Origin of the sequence: Streptomyces sp. NBC_00376, from assembly GCF_036077095.1 — a bacterium.
Classification (GTDB): domain Bacteria; phylum Actinomycetota; class Actinomycetes; order Streptomycetales; family Streptomycetaceae; genus Streptomyces.
Map to the genome: position 1 here is coordinate 7,205,164 of NZ_CP107960.1, position 18,248 is coordinate 7,223,411.

General features: G+C 71.2%; 9 protein-coding genes. 7 read left to right on the forward strand and 2 right to left on the reverse strand.

The features are described from left to right. Positions 1-19: 19 nt before the first annotated feature. Positions 20-1,120, reverse strand: coding sequence for a hypothetical protein (locus OG842_RS32545; RefSeq protein WP_266735792.1), 1,101 nt, complete (start codon positions 1,118-1,120; stop codon positions 20-22). Further along, a complete protein-coding gene (locus OG842_RS32550) occupies positions 1,120-2,163 on the reverse strand; it encodes a MupA/Atu3671 family FMN-dependent luciferase-like monooxygenase (RefSeq protein ID WP_266735790.1) in 1,044 nt (347 codons plus the stop codon). The genes OG842_RS32545 and OG842_RS32550 overlap by 1 nt, the downstream gene beginning before the upstream one ends. Before the next feature lie 401 nt (positions 2,164-2,564). Between OG842_RS32550 and OG842_RS32555 the strand changes: the two genes are divergently transcribed. The 7 genes from OG842_RS32555 (at position 2,565) to OG842_RS32585 (ending at position 18,214) form a co-directional block, all read left to right on the forward strand. Then, a complete protein-coding gene (locus OG842_RS32555) occupies positions 2,565-3,995 on the forward strand; it encodes a class I SAM-dependent methyltransferase (protein WP_266735788.1) in 1,431 nt (476 codons plus the stop codon). Beyond that, entirely contained in the window at positions 3,982-4,173 is a 192-nt protein-coding gene (locus tag OG842_RS32560; protein WP_266735786.1) for an MbtH family protein, read from the forward strand. The genes OG842_RS32555 and OG842_RS32560 overlap by 14 nt, the downstream gene beginning before the upstream one ends. Before the next feature lie 304 nt (positions 4,174-4,477). Beyond that, positions 4,478-5,554, forward strand: coding sequence for a hypothetical protein (locus OG842_RS32565; protein ID WP_328512584.1), 1,077 nt, complete (start codon positions 4,478-4,480; stop codon positions 5,552-5,554). After that, the gene (locus OG842_RS32570; protein WP_266735782.1) at positions 5,551-6,768 is read left to right on the forward strand and encodes an aminotransferase class V-fold PLP-dependent enzyme; all 1,218 of its coding nucleotides are present in this window, start codon (positions 5,551-5,553) and stop codon (positions 6,766-6,768) included. The genes OG842_RS32565 and OG842_RS32570 overlap by 4 nt, the downstream gene beginning before the upstream one ends. After that, the gene (locus tag OG842_RS32575; protein WP_266735780.1) at positions 6,765-8,540 is read left to right on the forward strand and encodes a non-ribosomal peptide synthetase; all 1,776 of its coding nucleotides are present in this window, start codon (positions 6,765-6,767) and stop codon (positions 8,538-8,540) included. The genes OG842_RS32570 and OG842_RS32575 overlap by 4 nt, the downstream gene beginning before the upstream one ends. Positions 8,541-8,621: 81 nt before the next feature. Next, a complete protein-coding gene (locus OG842_RS32580; RefSeq protein WP_266735778.1) occupies positions 8,622-13,214 on the forward strand; it encodes a non-ribosomal peptide synthetase in 4,593 nt (1,530 codons plus the stop codon). Then, positions 13,211-18,214: a non-ribosomal peptide synthetase gene (locus tag OG842_RS32585; protein ID WP_266735775.1), complete on the forward strand. Its 5,004-nt coding sequence runs from the start codon at positions 13,211-13,213 to the stop codon at positions 18,212-18,214. The genes OG842_RS32580 and OG842_RS32585 overlap by 4 nt, the downstream gene beginning before the upstream one ends. Positions 18,215-18,248: the final 34 nt, after the last annotated feature.

The following is an 18,248-nucleotide window of genomic DNA, read 5'->3' on the forward strand; positions in this document are numbered from 1 at the left end:
GGGCTCTGAGGGGCGGCCCTCAGGCGCGGTCGCGCAGGCGGTCCCGGAAGGCGGCCAGGCAGTGGGCGGCCTCCTCCAGGTCGGTGACGGGGAATCCGCCGGACAGCTCGGAGGGAAGGTCACCGGGTGCGGTGCGGGTGAAGTGGACGCGGCCGTCCTCGATGACGACGCCGTCGTGGCGGGCGGCGTGCTCGTTGTACGCGACGGCCTCGGCGCGGCTCACCTGCTCCGGCAGGTTCAGCTCGACGCGCGGGGTGGGGCCGTCGGCCGTGATCCGTACCGGGTAGCCGCCGGGCAGGCCCAGCGGGCCGGGCAGGTTCGCCCGGACCTCGTGCCCCGCGAGCAGTTCGGTCAGCAGCCGGGCGGCGACGAATCCGGTGACGTGGTTGAGCTCTGCGCGGGAGGCCGCGCGCTGCTGTCCGAGCAGGCCGGCGACCCCGGGGACGGGCTCCCCGTCGACCCAGGCGCGGACCTCCTCGACGCCGGGCGGCGGGGAGTGCAGGTGCAGGTGGTGGGCCAGGACCTGCAGCCGGTGCCGCTGGGGGAGGGCGAGGGCCTCCTGGAGACCGGTGGCGGTGAGTGCCACGTTGCCGATCCCGCACAGCGGGGCGATGCCGAGGCCGGCCAGGGCCGGGTTCACGGCGTCGGGGAAGCAGCCGTTGAGCAGCCATCCCGAGGGGTGGTGCTCGGCGAGTGCCCGGCCCGTCTCTCGCGCGAACACCGCCTGGAGCGGCAGGGTCAGCCCGAAGCCGGCACGCTGGATCAGCGCGGTCCAGGCCGACGGGGCGCTGATCCGCTCCCAGGGCGACTGGAGGGAGGCCGCGACCAGGACGGCCGCGGGGCGGGCCTCGGCGAGGGCTTCGGCAAGTGCTCCGGCGGCGGCCGGGTCGACGGTCACCGGCCGGAAGGCGACCGCGGGCGGGCTGTCGCCCGTGCCGATCGCGCGGGCGCCGCTGATCCAGCAGATCTCGGCGGTCTTCACCGGGTCGCGGCCCAGCACCAGGACCTGGACGGGCCGGGTGCCCGCGGCGAGCGCGTAACAGACCGCGCGGGCCAGCCCGCCGGTTCCGATGACGGCGACGGTCGGCCCGTGCGGCGACGTTTCCCCCTGGGCCGGCATCAGGCGGTACAGGCCAGGCGGAGCTGGTCCAGGTGCTTGAGACCGTCGAGGACATCGGAGTTGGGCAGTCCGAAGTCGATCAGGCAGGCCATTTCGTCCACCCCGGTTCCGCGCAGTCGCTCGACGACGCGCTGTGCCTTGGACACGCTGCCGAGCAGGCCGCTCTCGTTGAAGTACCGCTCGAAGGCGCGCTCGACGAGGAAGTCGGTATCGGCCGAGCGCATGGCCGACGGGTCGAGCTTGAGGGCGGCGACGCTGCGGGAGCCCACGAACAGGTCGAGGGAGCTGCGCAGGTAGTCGGAGAGCGGGCCCCGGACCTGCTCGCGGATCGCGTCCTCGTCATCGCCGAGGAAGGTGTGCACCATCAGGGCCACATGGCCGCGGCCGCCGCCGGTGGCCTCACGGAACGCGGCGCGGTACTCCTCGATCTTGCCGCGCAGTTCGTCGGGGTCCTGCCCCAGGAGATGCGTGAGCAGTCCGGCACCGATCTGCCCCGCGCGCCGGAAGGTGTCCACGTCTCCGCTGCTGGTGATCCAGACCGGAAGCTCGGGCTGGACGGGCGGCGGGAACACCTTCACCTCGGTGGGGTCGCCGGCCCCGTCGAGTACGTACAGCGGCTCGCCGCGCCACAGTCGGCGGACCTCCTGGGTGTACTCGAACATCAGGTCCTTGCGCCGCGGATAGTTGTCGGGCGTGAAGGCGAAGTCGATGGCGCTCCAGCCGGAGGCGAAGGAGACACCGACCCGGCCGCGGGAGAGGTTGTCGACCACGGACCACTCCTCGGCGATGCGGGCCGGCTCGTGGGTCGGGGCCACGACGCTGCCGGCCCGGATCCCGATCCGCTCCGTCATGGCGGCGACGGCCGCGCCGGTCACCGCCGGGTTCGGGTAGAGCCCACCGAATTGATGGAAGTGGCGTTCCGGTGTCCATACCGCTGAGAAGTCGTGTGTGTCGGCGAACCGCGCACCTTCACGGAGTAACTCGTAGCGGTCCTGTTCGCTTCCGGCACTATCGGCAGAGAAATAGAAGAGGCTGAAGTCCATTAGGCCGTTCCTTGCGACTGTGCCGCTGCGGGGCGGATGCGGGACATTCTCCGTAACGGAGAAAGATCTTGGCGTAGTTCGTAGTGGCACGTCAAGGGGTTTCCGGCGATGGTTCCAAATGGGTGTAAACGGGTGAAGGGGGACGTACGGGCCGAAGTGGAAATGAATTAACCGTTCCGTTTGCGCGGTGGGCGTATGCCGGTGCCACAGGTCGATGCTTGACAGGGCTTCTGGCCCGAAGTAACACTGGGCCCACGTTTATTTCGACTTCGTGAAAGCTTGAGTAACTGGGGGCGAGCTTGAGTGGGGATGGTCGTATAGGCCGGGGGAGTCGCACCCGCTTAGGGTTTGATCCTCGGAACATTAGATCCGCTCTCTTACGGCATGCGGGCGTCGCGAAGGTGGCCATTGCGGAAGAGCCGGACGGTGGGGGCGGGCAACGCCTTCAGGTATCGGTGGTCCCGGCCGAACGCGCACTGCAGAAGATGCGCAGATCCGTTCAGGAGCGTCGCCTCGACGAGTGGCGCATGATTTACGGTTCGGTCTATGAGGCTCAGCCGGATTCTCAGGAATTCGGTGAGAACTTCTCGGAATGGACCAGCAGTTACGACCGGCAGCCCATAGCCCGCACGGAGATGGAGGAGTGGCGTGCCGGTACGGTCGACACCATTCTGGGGATGCGGCCCCGCCGGGTCCTTGAGATGGGCGCCGGCTCCGGGCTGATCCTCTCCCGGGTGGCACCCCGGTGCGAGAGCTACTGGGCCACCGACCTCAGCCGCGACGCGGTGGACATCCTGGCCCGTGCCGTCGGGAGAAACCCGCAGCTCAGCGGCGTGGTCGAACTGAGGAACCAGCCGGCGCACGATTTCACTGGCCTCCCGTCCGGCTACTTCGACACCGTCGTCCTCAATTCGGTCATCCAGTACTTTCCCGACGCCGACTACCTCGCCGATGTGATCGAGGGCGCTCTCGCCGCCCTTGCCCCCGGCGGGTTCATCCTGCTGGGCGACGTCAGGAACCGCCGACTGCGGCACAGCCTGTACGCCGCCGCCGAGCTCTACCGGTCCGGCCCCGGCGCCACCGCCGAGAGCGTCCGGCGCGCCATGGAACAGCAGCTGCTGAAGGAGCGCGAGCTCCTCCTGGACCCGGAGTTCTTCACCGGATTGCCGGCCCGGTTCGAGGATGTTTCCCTGGTCGATGTCCGGCTGCGCCGTGGAATCCATCACAATGAACTGACCCGCTATCGATACGATGTGCTCATCGGCCGCGGTCCGGCCCGGGCGCTCCCACTCGATAATTCGGTCCGGCCGACGTGGGGAGCGGAGATCGGCAGTATCGCCGAACTGGAAAATTTCCTCACCCGGGAGAATCCCGCCCTGCTGCGCCTGAACGGCATACCCAATGCGCGGGTCAGGAGCGAGACCGGTGCCCTACGGGCTCTCGAAGAGGGCGCGTCCATGAGTTCTGTCATGGAAATACTGCGCGATACCCGTGCACCGGGATCCGGGCTCGACCCAGAAGAATGTCATACGCTGGGAAAGCGCCTCGGATATGCTGTGCGGACAACCTGGTCGGCCGGAAACGCAGATGGTGACTTCGATGTCGCTTTCGCTCTTCCTTCCCGTATTCCAGCGGACACGTATTTCTCCCTGAGCCCCTCCGCTGCCGGTTCCGCGTCTTCTTCCGAGCAGAGTGCCTCTGTCCTCGACAGCGAGAGCACCGCCATATACGCGGCATCGCTCCAGGCATATCTGGCGAAGATGTTCGAGAACATCCCGCTTCCCCAGACCACGTTTGTGATAACGGAGGAAATTCCTGATGACCGGGGCTGATTACCGAGTGGTCGTGAACCACGAGCAGCAGTACAGCATCTGGCCCGTCGACCGGGAACTCGCACCGGGCTGGTCCGACGAAGGCACGCACGGCACCAAGGACGAGTGCCTCGCCCACATCGGCGAGATCTGGACCGACCTGCGCCCGTTGAGCCTCGTCAGGCAGATGGGCGAGTGACGCCGGCCGGTGCCGGACGACCTGACATCAGTGGGCTTTCAGAAGTGGGAGCACGGCTTTGGCATCAGTGACGGACATCGGATTTCGGCCGAGCAGTTTCAAGAAGGCGTTGGCGGAGGTTGCGTTCGCCCACGAGCAGGTTCCCTTCTTTGCCGGACACCTCGATGAGGCGGGCATCAGCCTGGCGGACGTTCGGACAGCGGACGACTTTCGCCGGATTCCGACCACGCAGAAGATCGATTACCGGCGGAACTTTCCCCAGGGCGTACTCGCCCGGGGCAAGACACTCAGAGATCCGCTGACCTTGAAGAGCCAGAGCTCCGGTACCGGTGGTGAGCGGCTGACCACGATCACCCATACCTACGCGCTGGCCGAACGCATGCGGGCGACCCTCCTGGCCAACAAGGTGCTGGGGGAGGCCCTGGCACGGTGCCGCTCGCACCGCCCGATCCGCTACGCGGCACCGAACTGCTCGGACGTCGAATGCGCGACCCCGTTCACCACGATCCAGGACCGCACGCTCCCGGACGGGACGCTGGTCCTGCCGGTGTCGCACGATGTGCTCGCCACCCCCGACCAGCTGGTGCAGCAGGCCATCGACGAGACCGAGGAGTTCGATCCGCACTGGTTCTACGCGGATGCGACCCACCTGGCCTTCCTGGTACGCCAGTTGAAGGCCCGCGGGCTCAAGCCGCCGCAGGTCTCGGCCGTCGCCCTGACCTACACCCTGGTCACCGGTGTCGCACGCCGCCAGCTCCAGGAGTTCTTCGGCGCCGACATGCCGATGGCGGAGATCGTTTCGATGACCGAACTCGGCTGGGTGGCCATCGAGTGCCCGGTCGGGCGCATGCACGTCAACAACCGGACCTTCTTCGCCGAGTTCCTGGTGGACGGCCGGCCCGCCGGGCCGGGCGAGCGCGCCGAGCTCGTCGCCACCAGCCTCGGCGACCGGATCTCCCCGCACCTGCGCTACCGCACCGGCGACATCTACTCGCTCGGCGAGCAGCCGTGCGTCTGCGGCAGCGACCTGCCGCAGGCCACCCACGAGGGCCGGCTGACCACCATGATCAAGGTGGTCAAGGACGGCGCCCCGGCCCTGATCAGCCCCCGGGACGTGGACCGCGCCGTCGGCGCCGACCTGACCATCGACGTGTACCAGCTGCGTCAACCGGCAAGCGGGGAAATGGAGTTCCGCTACATCCCCAGCGCCGGGGCGCGGGTCGACGAGAAGGCGCTGCGCGAGCGCCTCCTGGACATGCTGGGCACGACGACCTCGCTCGCGATCGAGTCGGTGACGTACATTCCGGCGGCCCGCACGGGCAAATTCGCCTCCTGCGTCTCAGAGGTCACTCAGCCGGCTTCCAACGGGGGAGAGCAATGAGCATTGAGCCCACGCCTGCCGAGCGATGTCGTGACGACTTCCCGCTCCTTCGGCAGACCATCGACGGCCGGCGCATCGTCTACCTGGACAGCGCCGCCACCAGCCTGACGCCCCGCCAGGTCACGGACGAGATGGTCCGCTATTACCACGAGGTCGGCGCGAACATCCACCGCGGCAAGCACTTCCTCTCCGAGCAGGCCTCGGACGACTACGAAGCCGCCCGGACCCGTACCGCCCAGTTCACCGGCTTCCTCAGCAGCGAGGTCGTCTTCACGGCCAACACCACCGCGTCGATCAACACGGTGGCCTCGGGCCTCGGACTGACCCGTGACGACATCGTTCTCGTCCCGTTCGACGCCCACCACTCGGCCCTGCTGCCGTGGCGGCGGGTGGCCGACGTACGTGCCATCCCCGTCGACCGCTCCGGGGCCGTCGACCTCGGCCGGTACGCCGAACTCCTGCGGGCCCGCCCCGCCGTCGTCGTACTCACCCACTGCTCGAACGTCTCCGGTGTCTACGCACCCGTCGCCGAGATGGCGGCGATGGCCAAGGAGGCCGGCGCGCTCACCGTCGTCGACGCGGCGCAGTCCGCCGGGCACCGCCGGATCGGCGGCGAGAACATCGACTTCCTGGCCTTCTCCGGGCACAAGATGCTAGGCCCGACCGGCATCGGCGTGCTCTGCGGACGCCATGAGCACCTCCAGAAGCTGCGCCCGACCGCCCTGGGCGGGGGAGTCGTCGACTGGGTGGACGCCGAGAGCCACACGATCCGCAAGGTCCCGCACTCTCTGGAGGCCGGCACCCCCGCCATTGCCGAGGCCTACGGACTGCACGCCGCCATCGACTACCTGAGCGGCATCGGCTTCGACGAACTCGCCCGGCACGACGCCGAACTCGCCGATGCCATGCTGTGCGAGACACTCAAACGTCCCCACCTGCGCATACTCGGCCCGAGCGAGCCGGCCGACCGCGCCGCGATCCTGAGCTTCGCCATCGACGGCGTCCACAACCTCAAGGAGATCGCGAAGATCCTCAGCGACTCCTACGGGGTGCTGTGCCGCACCGGCCACCTGTGCGCCCAGCCCTTCGTCGACCGGTTCACCGACGACGAGGTGCTCCGCGTCTCCGGATATCTCTACAACGACAGGGATGACATCGACGTGCTGTTCGCCGCCCTGGACGACGTCCTCGACTACGTGCGGGGGCAGCGATGAGCGGATCCGTCCTGGACCAGATACGCAGGACCATCGCCGAATCCCCCGGGAGCACGGCGATCGAGGGCCCGGCAGGCGCCCTCGACTACGCCGGTTTCGGCCTCCGGGCCGAAGCGCTCGCCGCCCGGCTGCGCGCCCACGGCGTCGCCACCGGAGCACCGGTCGCCGTCCTGGCGAGCCCTTCCCAGGAAGGCGTCATCGCGCTCGTCGCCGTCGCGATGGCCGGAGCCGCGTACGTACCGCTGTGCCCCTCACTGCCCGGAGACCGGCTGCGCGCCATGGTCGAGGACTCCGGCGCGCGGCTGCTGGTGCACACCGGGGCCACCGCCCCGCTCGCCACGCTCGGCGTTCCGGCCCTGCCCGTGCTCGACGACTCCGCGCACGACACGTCGCAGCCCCCGGTTCCCGTTCCGGCCGAATCCCCGGTCTCGGTGATCTACACCTCCGGCTCCACCGGCCGGCCCAAGGGCGTACTGATCCCGCACCGGGCCCTGGCCAACCGCGTCGCCTGGGGCCAGCGGGTCTACCCGCTCGGCGCCGGGGACCGCGTCCTGCACCACACCCGCTACATCTACGACTTCTCCGCGTGGGAGGTCTTCGCCACCCTCTCCCACGGCGCCACCCTGGTCGCCCCGGAGCTCGCCAACTACCCGGACTTCCACGAGCTGGCCGAATCGCTGGGGCGGCTCCGGATCACCCACGCGCACTTCGTGCCGTCCGTGCTCGCCGGCGTGACCGGGCGTGAGGCCTTCGCCGGCTGCGACACGCTCTCCGTCCTCTTCTCCGGCGGCGAGACCCTCACCAACGACCTGGCACAGCGGGTGCGTTCACTCTCGGACGCCACCCTCTACAACCAGTACGGCCCCACCGAGACCTGCGTCGACTCGACGTTCCACCGTTACGAGGCGGACGAAGCGGCCGGCTCCGTACCCATCGGCACGTCGATCGACGACACCCGGCTGTACGTGCTCGACGAGGCACTCGCCCCGGTGCCGGACGGCACCGAGGGGGAGCTCTACGTATCCGGTCCGGGCGTGGCGACCGGATACCTCGGACGGCCCGGCCTCACCGCCGAACGGTTCCTGCCCGATCCGTATCGCGGCGAGGCGGGCGCGCGCATGTACCGCACCGGCGACCTCGTCGTACGGCGCGGGGACGGAGCCCTGGAGTTCCGCGGCCGTGCGGACCTCCAGGTGAACCTGCGCGGCATCCGGGTCGAACTCGAAGAGGTCGAGAGCGTCCTGGCCCTGGACGACGACGTCGTCGCCGCGGTCGCCGCGGTCGTCGGCGACGACAGCCCGGCGCTCGTCGCGATGGTCTTCGCGGCGGAGGGCGCGGTGGTCGACCCGGCCAAGGTCCGCGGGGCCGCCCAGCGCCGGCTGCCCGCCGCCCTCGTGCCGGACCAGGTCTTCCTGGGCGAGCGCCCGCCGCTCCTGCCCAGCGGCAAGACCGACCGGGCCGCCGTCCGCGAACTCGTCCTGCGCGAACGCGGGGCCAGGAGCGCCCGGCGCGAGGAACCCGCCACGGCCGAGGACGGCGTCGAACCGTTCATCACCGGGCTCTGGCGCACCTACCTGGACGTCGACGGGTTCGGGCCGGACGAGAGCTTCTTCGAGCTCGGCGGGCACTCGCTGCTCGCCGTCGAGATGGTCAGCGAGGTCGGCGAGCACCTGGGCATCGAGGTGTCCCTGGGCGAGTTCTTCGAGGAGCCGACCGTCAGGACCGTGGTCGCCCTGGCGACTTCGGCGCTGGGGGAGAAGACGGCGGACTGAGCCCGTCCGCCCCACCCCGGCGGCCCGTCCCGAGGACGGGCCGGGCCGGTCCATCAGCGCACGACGAAAGGAGCCCTGGCCATGTCCCAGGACCGCGACGCACTCTTTCTGCAGTTGCTCCGCAGCCGCGGGCTCGACCGGCCCAGTGACGCGCCGATCGAAAAGTCCGCGAGGAGCGAGAGCCGGCTCTCCCTCGCGCAGGAACGGATGTGGTTCCTGGAACAGCTGCACCCCGAGCAGCCCACCTACCATGTGCCACTCGCCCTCCGCCTGAGCGGCGCGCTGGACGCGGAGGTGCTGCGCGCCGCGCTGGGCGACGTCGTCGCGCGACACGCGGCGCTGCGGTCGGTGTTCCCCTCGGTGGCCGGGCGCCCGCGCCAAGTGATCCGCGACGACGCGGAGTTGCCGTGGACCGTGGTGGACGTGGCGGGGCTGGGCGAAGAGGACGTACTGGCCCGGGCGGAGGAGGAGTCGCGCACCTCCTTCGACCTGGCGAAGGGGCCGCTCGTGCGGGCCTGCCTGCTGCGCTCGGCTGCGGACGACCACGTCCTGGTCGTGACCTTCCACCACATCGTCTTCGACGGCTGGTCGGTGGGCGTGTTCACCCGCGAGCTGTCGGAGTACTTCGCGGCCCGCACCGAGGGCCGCCTGCCTGCCCTCGCCGAACTCCCCATCCAGTTCGGGGACTTCGCCGAGTGGCAGCGCGACTGGCTGGACGGCGACGTCCTCCGGGAGCTGATCGACCACTGGCGGCAGGCCCTGGACGGCGCGCCGCCCGTCCTCGAACTGCCCGCCGACCGACCCCGCCCGGCCGTGGAGACCCACCGGGGCACCCACGAGCTGGTGGCCGTGCCCGCCGACCTCGTCAGCGGGCTCCGGGAGGTGTGCGCCCGCGAGGACGTGACCCTGTTCATGGTCCTGCTGGCCGCCTTCGACGTACTCCTCGCCCGCTACAGCGGCCAGGAGGACATCGTCGTCGGCACCCCGATCGCCAACCGCAACCGCGCCGAGATCGAGCCGCTGATCGGCTTCTTCGTCAACACCCTCGTACTGCGTACCGACATCGGCGGCGACCCCACCGTCAGCGAACTGCTGAGCCGGGTCCGGACCAGTGCGATCAGCGCGTACGCCAACGAGAACCTGCCGTTCGCCCGGCTGGTGGAGGAGCTGCGCCCGGAGCGCGACCTCAGCCGCTCCCCGCTGGTCCAGGTCATGTTCGCCCTGGCCAACACCCCCGAGCAGGACCCGGAGCTGACCGGACTCACCGTCCGGCCGCTCTCGGTCGAGCCGGGCGTCGCCAAGTTCGACCTGTCCGCGTTCCTGCGGGAGGAGGGCGACGAGGTCGTCGGCGGTCTGGAGTACGCCACCGACCTCTTCGACCGCGAGACGGTGCTGCGGTTCTGGGACCACTACCTGATGCTGCTGCGGTCCCTGGCCGACGCCGAGCCGGGCGCGCGGACCTCCTCCCTCGCGCTGATCCCGGACGGCGAGCGGCGCCTGCTGACCGAGGGCTGGAACGCCACCGAGCGCACCTGGCCCGGCGCCCCCGAGACCCTGCACGGGCTGTTCGAGGCCCAGGCCGCCCGTACTCCGGACGCCACCGCCGTCGTCCACGGCGAGGTCGGTCTCACCTACCGGGAGCTCGACGCCGCCGCGAACCGGCTCGCCCGCCGACTGTCCGAGCGGGGCGTGGGCCCCGAGTCCGTCGTCGGCCTGTACTGCGACCGCGGCCCCGAGCTGATCACCGCCCTGCTGGCCGTCCTCAAGGCCGGTGCGGCCTATCTCCCGCTCGACCCCGCCCAGCCGCAGCCGCGCCTCGCACACATGCTGCGCGACTCCGGCACCCGCCTCGTCCTCACCCAGGACCGGCTCGCCGCGCAACTCCCCGAGGACGCGGCCACGTTGAGCGTCGACCGGAGGGACGACGGTCCGTCGCCGACGGCGGCCCCCGCCGACACGGCGGGCGCCGGCTCCCTCGCGTACGTCATCTACACCTCCGGGTCCACCGGTGTGCCCAAGGGCGTCGCGATCGAGCACCGGGCCGTCGTCAACCTCATCCAGGGCCTCTGCGACGACATCGGCCTCGGCCCCGGGGACCGGCTGCTCGCCGTCACCACCCCTGCCTTCGACATCGCCGCGCTCGAACTGCTCGGCCCGCTCGCCCGCGGGGCGACCGTCGTACTAGCCGACCGCGAGACCGTCTCGGACGGCCGCCTCCTCGGCCCCTTCATCACCGCCTGCGGCGCCACCGTCATGCAGGCGACGCCCTCGCTGTGGCGGATGCTCCTGGACAGCGGCTGGGCCGGCGACCCGAAGGTGCGGGTGCTGTGCGGCGGCGAGGCCCTGCCACCGGAACTGCTGGACCGGCTGCTACCGCTCGTCGCCGGGGTGCACAACGTCTACGGGCCGACCGAGACCACGGTGTGGTCCCTGGCCACCGCCCTGGACCGGTCCTGTGGCGGTGGTGCCACCGTCCCGATCGGCCGGCCCCTCGCCAACACCCGGGCCTACGTCGTCGACCGGGCCATGGAGCTCGTTCCCCTCGGCGTGCCCGGCGAACTCTGCATCGGCGGCCGGGGCGTCGCCCGCGGCTACGTCGGCCTGCCCGCCCTGACCGCCGAGCGCTTCGTGCCGGACCCGTACGGCGGCGACGGCGGCAGGCTCTACCGGACCGGCGACATCGTGCGGTACCGCCCGGACGGCCGCATGGAGTTCCTCGGCCGCTCCGACCACCAGGTCAAGCTGCGCGGCTTCCGGATCGAGCTCAACGAGATCCAGAACGTGCTGCTCCAGCACCCCGAGGTCGACAGCGCCGTCGCGGTGCTGCGCGAGGACCGGCCCGGCGACGCCCGGATCATCGGCTACATCACGGCCCACGAGCCCGAGCTCCGCACGGCCGGGCTGCGCCAGTGGCTGGCCGAACGGCTGCCCGAGTACATGGTCCCCGCACTGCTGGTCCAGCTCGACGCACTGCCCCAGACCGCCAACGGCAAGATCGACCGGAACGCGCTGCCCGTCCCCGGCGAGCAGCGCTCCGGCTCCGACGACGCCTACGTCGCACCCCGCTCCGACCAGGAGCAGAAGCTCGTCGACCTGTTCGCCGACGTCCTGGACCTGCCCGCACAGCGGATCGGCGTCCATGACGACTTCTTCGCACTCGGCGGACAGTCGCTGCTCGCCGTCGCGCTGATCTCCCGGGTCTGCTCCGCCTTCGGGGTCGACCTGCCGCTGAGCGCCCTGTTCACCGCGCGCACCGTCGCCGCGTTCCTGCCCGTCGTGCTGGCCGGCCGGCCCGTGGAGAGTGCGGGCGCCGACAGCCCCGACGAGTTCGACTTCTTCGCCATTCCGCGCGCCCCGCGCGACGCTCCGCTGCCACTGGCCATCGCCCAGGAACGCCTGTGGTTCTTCGAGAAGCTGCGCCCCGGCACGGCCGCGTACAACGAGCCGCTGGTCCTGCGCCTGGGCGGCGCGCTCGACGCCGGGCTGCTGCGCGGCGCGGTGGAGGACGTCGTCGCCCGGCACGAGGCGCTGCGCTCCACGTTCCCCTCCGTGGGAGGCAGGCCCCGCCAGGTGGTCGACGAGGCCTTCGCCCTCCCGTGGTCCGTGGTGGACATGCCGGGCGCGGACCGTCAGGCGCTGATCGCCCGCGCCGAACAGGAGACCCGCGCCCCCTTCGACCTGGCGAAGGGCCCGCTGGTGCGGGCCTGTCTGCTCCGGGTCGCGCCGCAGGACCACGTCCTGGTCCTGACGATCCACCATGCCGTGTTCGACGGCTGGTCGCTCGGGATACTCCTGCGTGAGCTCGAGGAGTGCTTCGCGGCCCGCACCGAGGGCCGCGGTCCGAAGCTCCCCGACCTTCCGGTGCAGTACGGGGACTACGCCGTATGGCAGCGGGAGTGGCTCGCCGACGGGGTGCTGGAGGACCTGGCCGACTACTGGCGCGAGACGCTCGAAGGCGCGCCGCCGGTCCTGGAGCTGCCCGCCGACCACCCCCGCCCCGCCGTCCAGTCGCACCGGGGCGTGCACGAGGCCACCGTGCTGCCCGCGGACCTCACCGAGGGGCTGCGGGAGCTGTGCAAGCGGGAGGAGGTCACCATGTTCATGGTCCTGCTGACCGCCTTCAAGATCCTGCTCGCCCGCTACAGCGGCCAGGAGGACGTGGTCGTCGGCACCCCGGTCGCCAACCGCAACCGCGTCGAGATCGAGTCGCTCATCGGCTTCTTCGTCAACACCCTCGTGCTGCGCACCGACTTGAGCGGCGACCCCTCGGTCCTCGACGTCCTGGACCGGGTGCGTGACACGGCGATCGGCGCGTACGCCAACCAGGACATGCCGTACGCGGAGCTCGTCAAGGAACTGCGGCCGCCGCGCGACCCCAGCCGTTCCCCGCTCGTCCAGGTCATGTTCGCCCTGGCCAACACCCCCGACCACGAACCGGAGCTGACCGGGCTCACCGTCGACCAGTTCGACGCCGAACAGGGCGTGGCCCGCTTCGACCTGTCACTGCTCGTCAAGGAGCGGGACGACGTGATCGCCGTGGCACTGGAGTACTGCACGGACCTCTTCGAACCGGCCACGGCCAGGCGTCTGCTGGCCGACTACACCCAGGTGATCGTGGAGATGCTGCGGGCCCCGGACGCACCTCTCTCCCAGCTGAACGGAATCTCGCGGTGACCGACGAACGCCCCGCCGCCGGCTGTCTGCACGAACTCTTCGAGCGCCAGGCCGACCGCACGCCCGACTCCGTCGCCGTCATCTGCGACGACGAGAAGCTCACCTACCGGGAACTGGAGCAACGCGCCAACCGGCTGGCCCACCGGCTGCGCCGACAGGGCATGGGCCGGGAGGACGTCGTCGGTCTGTGCCTGGAACGGTCGCTGGACCTGGTCGTCGCGATGCTCGGCGTCCTCAAGGCCGGGGCCGCCTACCTGCCGGTCGATCCGCTGCTCACGCCCGCCGACCGGGCCGCCTTCGTGTTCGCGGACGCCGGGGCACGGCTCGTGGTGACCCGGCAGGGCCTCGCCGAGGGCCTGCACGCACCGGCCGTGATCTTCATGGACCAGGACGAGCCGCGACCGGCCGACGAACCCGCCGACCGGTGCGCCGGCGACGCGCTGCCCGGTTCCCTCGCATACCTGATCTACACCTCGGGGTCCACCGGCGTCCCGAAGGGTGTGATGGTGACCCACGAGGCGATCGTCAACCAGGTGGGCTGGATCACCACCGAGCTGCTGGCCGGGCACCCGGTCCGATTCCTGCAGGGCGTCTCCGCGGCGTTCGACGCGGCGATGATCGACCTGTACGCCCCGCTGGCGAACGGCGGTGCCGTGGTCATGGCACCGCCCGACCTGACCGCGGCCGGACTCGAACTGCGGGACCTGCTGATCGCCCACCGGGTCGAGGCGGTCAACCTCACCCCGCAGGTGGTCTCCACCCTGCTGGAGACCGGGCAGTTCGACGGCACCGCGATGCGGTGGATCCTCACCGGCGGCGAGGTGCTGCGCGACGAACTCGTCCTGCGGTGCCGCGAGATGCTGCCCGGCGTCGCGTTCCACAACGTGTACGGACCCACCGAGGCCACGGTCAACGCCACCTCGTACGCGGCCGACCGCCCGGTCGACGGGCCGTCCGTGCCCATCGGGGAGCCGATCACCAACGTACGGACCTACGTGGTCGACGAGGAGCTGCGCCGGGTGGCCCCCGGCGGCCGCGGCGAGCTGCTGATCGGCGGCACCGGACTCGCCCGGGGATACGCGGGCCACCCCGCCCTCACCGCCGAGCGCTTCGTGCCCGATCCGTTCAGCGGCGAGACGGGCGCGCGCCTGTACCGCACCGGGGACCTGGTCCACCTGCGCGCGGACGGCGCCATCGAGTACGAGGGCCGCCTGGACCGGCAGGTGAAGATCCGGGGCTACCGCATCGAGCTCGGCGAGATCGAGCACGCCCTGACCCGGCTGCCGTACATCGATGAGGCAGCGGTCGTCGCACACGGCGACGCGGGCACGGCACGGCTGATCGCCCATGTCACCACCGACGGCACACCGGTACGGGCCGAGGAGATCAGGACGGCGCTCGCCGGCCGGCTGCCCGCCTACATGATCCCCGCGACGGTGGTGACCCTCGACGCCATGCCGCGGCATCCGGGCATCGGCAAGATCGACCGTGACCGTCTGCCCGCCCCCGGCGCCGCCCCGGACAGGCCGGCGGACGGGAACCGGACCGGCTTCGCGGACCCGGCCCATGAGCGGCCCGCCGCACTGGTCGCCGAACTCCTGGACATCGAGGACATCGGACCGGACGACGACTTCTTCGCCCTCGGCGGCCACTCCCTCCTGGCGATGCGGCTGGCCGCCCGCATCCGCAGCGAGTTCGGTGCCGAGATCACACCGCGCACGGTGCTGGAGACCCCCCGCGTCGGGGACCTCGCGGCCCTCGTCCACTCCGCCGGCACCGCCGCCACGCACCCCGTCCTGCCGCGTACCGGCACCGGGCCGGTGCCCCTGACGGCCAACCAGGAACGGCTGTGGTTCCTGGACCAGCTCCAGCCCGAAAGCCCCGCCTACCGCCTGCCCCTGACGATCCGGCTGCGCGGCGAACTGGACCCGGAGGCGCTGCGCACGGCCCTGTCGGAGATCGTCGCGCGGCACGAGGCCCTGCGGACCGTGTTCCCGGCGGTGGACGGCACCGCGCACCAGGTCGTCACCGCCCCGGCCCCGGTGCCGCTGCCCGTCGAGGACGTACCGGAGCTGGACGAGGCGGAGCTGCGCCGCCGGGTGGACGCGGCCGTCCTCGTCCCCATCGACCTGGCCGAAGGCCCGCTGCTGCGCGCCCAGTTGCTCCGGACCGGTGCCAGCGAGCACGTACTGCTGCTCACCGTCCACCACATCGTCTTCGACAGCTGGTCGGTGCGCATCCTGGTCCAGGAGCTCGCACACCTCTATGCGGGCGGCGCGGCGCTGCCCGCACTGCCCGTGCAATGCGCCGACCACGCCCTGTGGGAAGCGGACCGGCAGGGTTCCGCCCAGGTCGCCGCCCAGCTCGACCACTGGCGCGAGCGGCTCGCCGGAGTTCCCCCGCTGCTGGATCTCCCCACGGACCGGCCGCGGCCCGCCGAGCCCGGCTTCCACGGCCGGGACGAGGAATTCGTCCTGCCGCCCGAACTGGTCGGCCGGCTGCGGGAGATCTGCCGCTCCGAGGGGCTGACCCTGTTCATGGTCCTGCTCGCCGGCTTCGAGCTCCTGCTCGCCCGGTACACCGGACAGAACGACCTGGTGGTCGGCACCCCGGTGGCGCACCGTTCGCGCAGCGAACTGGACCCTCTCATCGGGTTCTACGTCAACACCCTGGTCCTGCGCGCCGACCTGACCGGCAGCCCGACGGCCCGTTCCTTCCTCGCCCGGGTCAAGGAGGGCTGCCTGGACGCGTACGAGCACCAGGACGTCCCCTTCGACCGGCTGGTGGAGGAACTGCAGCCGGAACGGGACCTCGGCCGCAGCCCCCTGTTCCAGGTGATGTTCGACTTCGAGAGCTTCCCCGCCTCATCGGCGCAGGGCGGCGGACTGACCCTCGACGTGCTCGACATCCGCCCCCGGACAGCCCGCTTCGACCTCACCCTCGACATCAAGGAGGAAGGGGACGAGGTCAGGGGCGCGCTCAACTACAGCACCGACCTGTTCGACGCCGCGACCGCCCGCCGAATGGCCGGGCACTACGTCCGCCTCCTCACGGCGCTGGCCGACGACATCGACGCGCCGCTGCCGGAACTGGACATGCTCGGCACCGCCGAACGCGAACAGCTCCTGGTGGAGTGGAACGCCGAGGACCTCGACCTGTCCGAGGAGAAGTGCGTACACGAGCTGTTCGAGGAGCAGGCCGACCGGACGCCGGAGGCGGTCGCCGTGGTCTGCGGGGCGGACACGCTGACCTTCCGGGAGCTCGAGGAACGCGCCAACCGGGTGGCCGGCCGGCTGATCGGGCTCGGAACCGGACCCGAGACCGTCGTCGCGCTCTGCCTGGAGCGGTCGGTGGAGATGATCGTGGGCCTCCTCGCCGTGCTCAAGGCGGGTGGCGCCTATCTGCCGCTGGACCCGTCGCTGCCGACCGACCGGCTGAGCTTCATGCTCAAGGATGCGAAGGCCACCGCCGTCCTGACCCAGGCCCGGCACGAGGGCCGGTTCGCCGGCCACTGCCCCGAGCTGCGCCTGGACGCCGACGAGCACTTCACGGCGTACCCGCCCACGCGCCCCGCCCCCCGCGGCACCCCCGACCGGCTGCTGTACGTGATCTACACCTCGGGTTCCACCGGTACCCCCAAGGGCGTCGCCATGGGCCACCGCGCCCAGACCCGGATGTTCCGCGCCCTGGGCACGCTGCTGGGCCGGGACGGCGAACCGCCGCGCCGGGTGACGATGAACGCGCCGGTGTTCTTCGACGGTTCGGTGCAGCAGCTGGGCTGGATGTTCCGCGGCGCCACGCTGGTCATCGTCCCGGACGAGGTCCGTGAGGACCCGGACCGCTTCGTGGAACTGCTCGCCCGCGAGCACATCGACATCCTCGACTGCACGCCGTCCCACGCCGAGCTGCTCGTCCTCGCCGACGGCCTCGGCCGGGTCCCGCACCCGATGCGGGTGATCGTCGCGGGCGAGGCGGTCTCCGAGAGCCTGTGGCGCAGCCTCGCCGCCGGCCCCTGGCGGGCGTACAACGTGTACGGACCCACCGAGACGAACAACGTCACCGGCCGCCTCGTCACCGGCGACGGACCGCCCACCATCGGCCGCCCGCTGGCCGGCTGCCCGGTGTACGTCGTCGACGAGGCGCTGCGTCCCGTCCCGGTCGGCGTCGCCGGGGAGCTGCTCCTCGGCGGGCAGGCCCTCGCCCGCGGCTACCTGGCACGCCCGGGGCAGACGGCCGAGAAGTTCGTTCCGGACACCCTCAGCGGTGCCGTGGGCGGACGGCTCTACCGCACCGGCGACCAGGTACGCAGGCTCCCGGACGGGGAGCTGCTCTTCCTCGGCCGAGGCGACCACCAGGTCAAACTGCGGGGCTTCCGGGTGGAGCTCGGCGAGGTGCAGGCCGCCCTGGCCCGCCTGCCGGGCGTGACCGGCTGCGCGGTCCTCGTACGCGAGGACGTGCCCGGCGACAAGCGCCTGGTGGGCTACTACACCCCCGCGGACGCCGCGCCGTCCGAGGAGGACCTGCTGCGCGAGCTGCACACCTGGCTGCCCGACTACATGGTTCCGTCCGCGCTGGTCGCCCTGGACGCCCTGCCCCTGACCGTCAACGGCAAGGTCGACAACCGGGCGCTGCCCGCCCCCGCGGACACCGGGACCGGCACCGCGGCCGGCGGCCCGCCGCCCGGCGACGCCCTGGAGGAGCTGCTCGTCACGCTCTGGACCGAAGTGCTCTCGCCGGCCCGCCCGGTCGGCACCCGGGACAGCTTCTTCGCCCTCGGCGGCCACTCCCTGCTCGCGGCCCGGCTCCTCGTCCGGATCAACCGCCTGCTCGCGGTGACCCTGCCGCTGAGGGCGCTGTACTCCGACCCCACCCCCAGCGGTGTGGCGTCCGCGCTGGAGGAACTCGCCCCGCGCGGCTACTTGAAGGGGCGGGCGGCGGCGGCGCTGGAGATCCTGCGCATGTCGGACGAAGAGGTGCGGCTCCTGCTGACAACCGAGTGACACGGCCCAACCCCATGGAAACCGCAGTGAATTC

Excerpts from the sequence above, each read along its gene's own strand:
- OG842_RS32545 (WP_266735792.1), bottom strand. The coding sequence starts at position 1,120 with ATGCCGGCCCAGGGGGAAACGTCGCCGCACGGGCCGACCGTCGCCGTC.
- OG842_RS32550 (WP_266735790.1), bottom strand. The coding sequence starts at position 2,163 with ATGGACTTCAGCCTCTTCTATTTCTCTGCCGATAGTGCCGGAAGCGAA.
- OG842_RS32560 (WP_266735786.1), top strand. The coding sequence starts at position 3,982 with ATGACCGGGGCTGATTACCGAGTGGTCGTGAACCACGAGCAGCAGTAC.
- OG842_RS32570 (WP_266735782.1), top strand. The coding sequence starts at position 5,551 with ATGAGCATTGAGCCCACGCCTGCCGAGCGATGTCGTGACGACTTCCCG.
- OG842_RS32575 (WP_266735780.1), top strand. The coding sequence starts at position 6,765 with ATGAGCGGATCCGTCCTGGACCAGATACGCAGGACCATCGCCGAATCC.
- OG842_RS32580 (WP_266735778.1), top strand. The coding sequence starts at position 8,622 with ATGTCCCAGGACCGCGACGCACTCTTTCTGCAGTTGCTCCGCAGCCGC.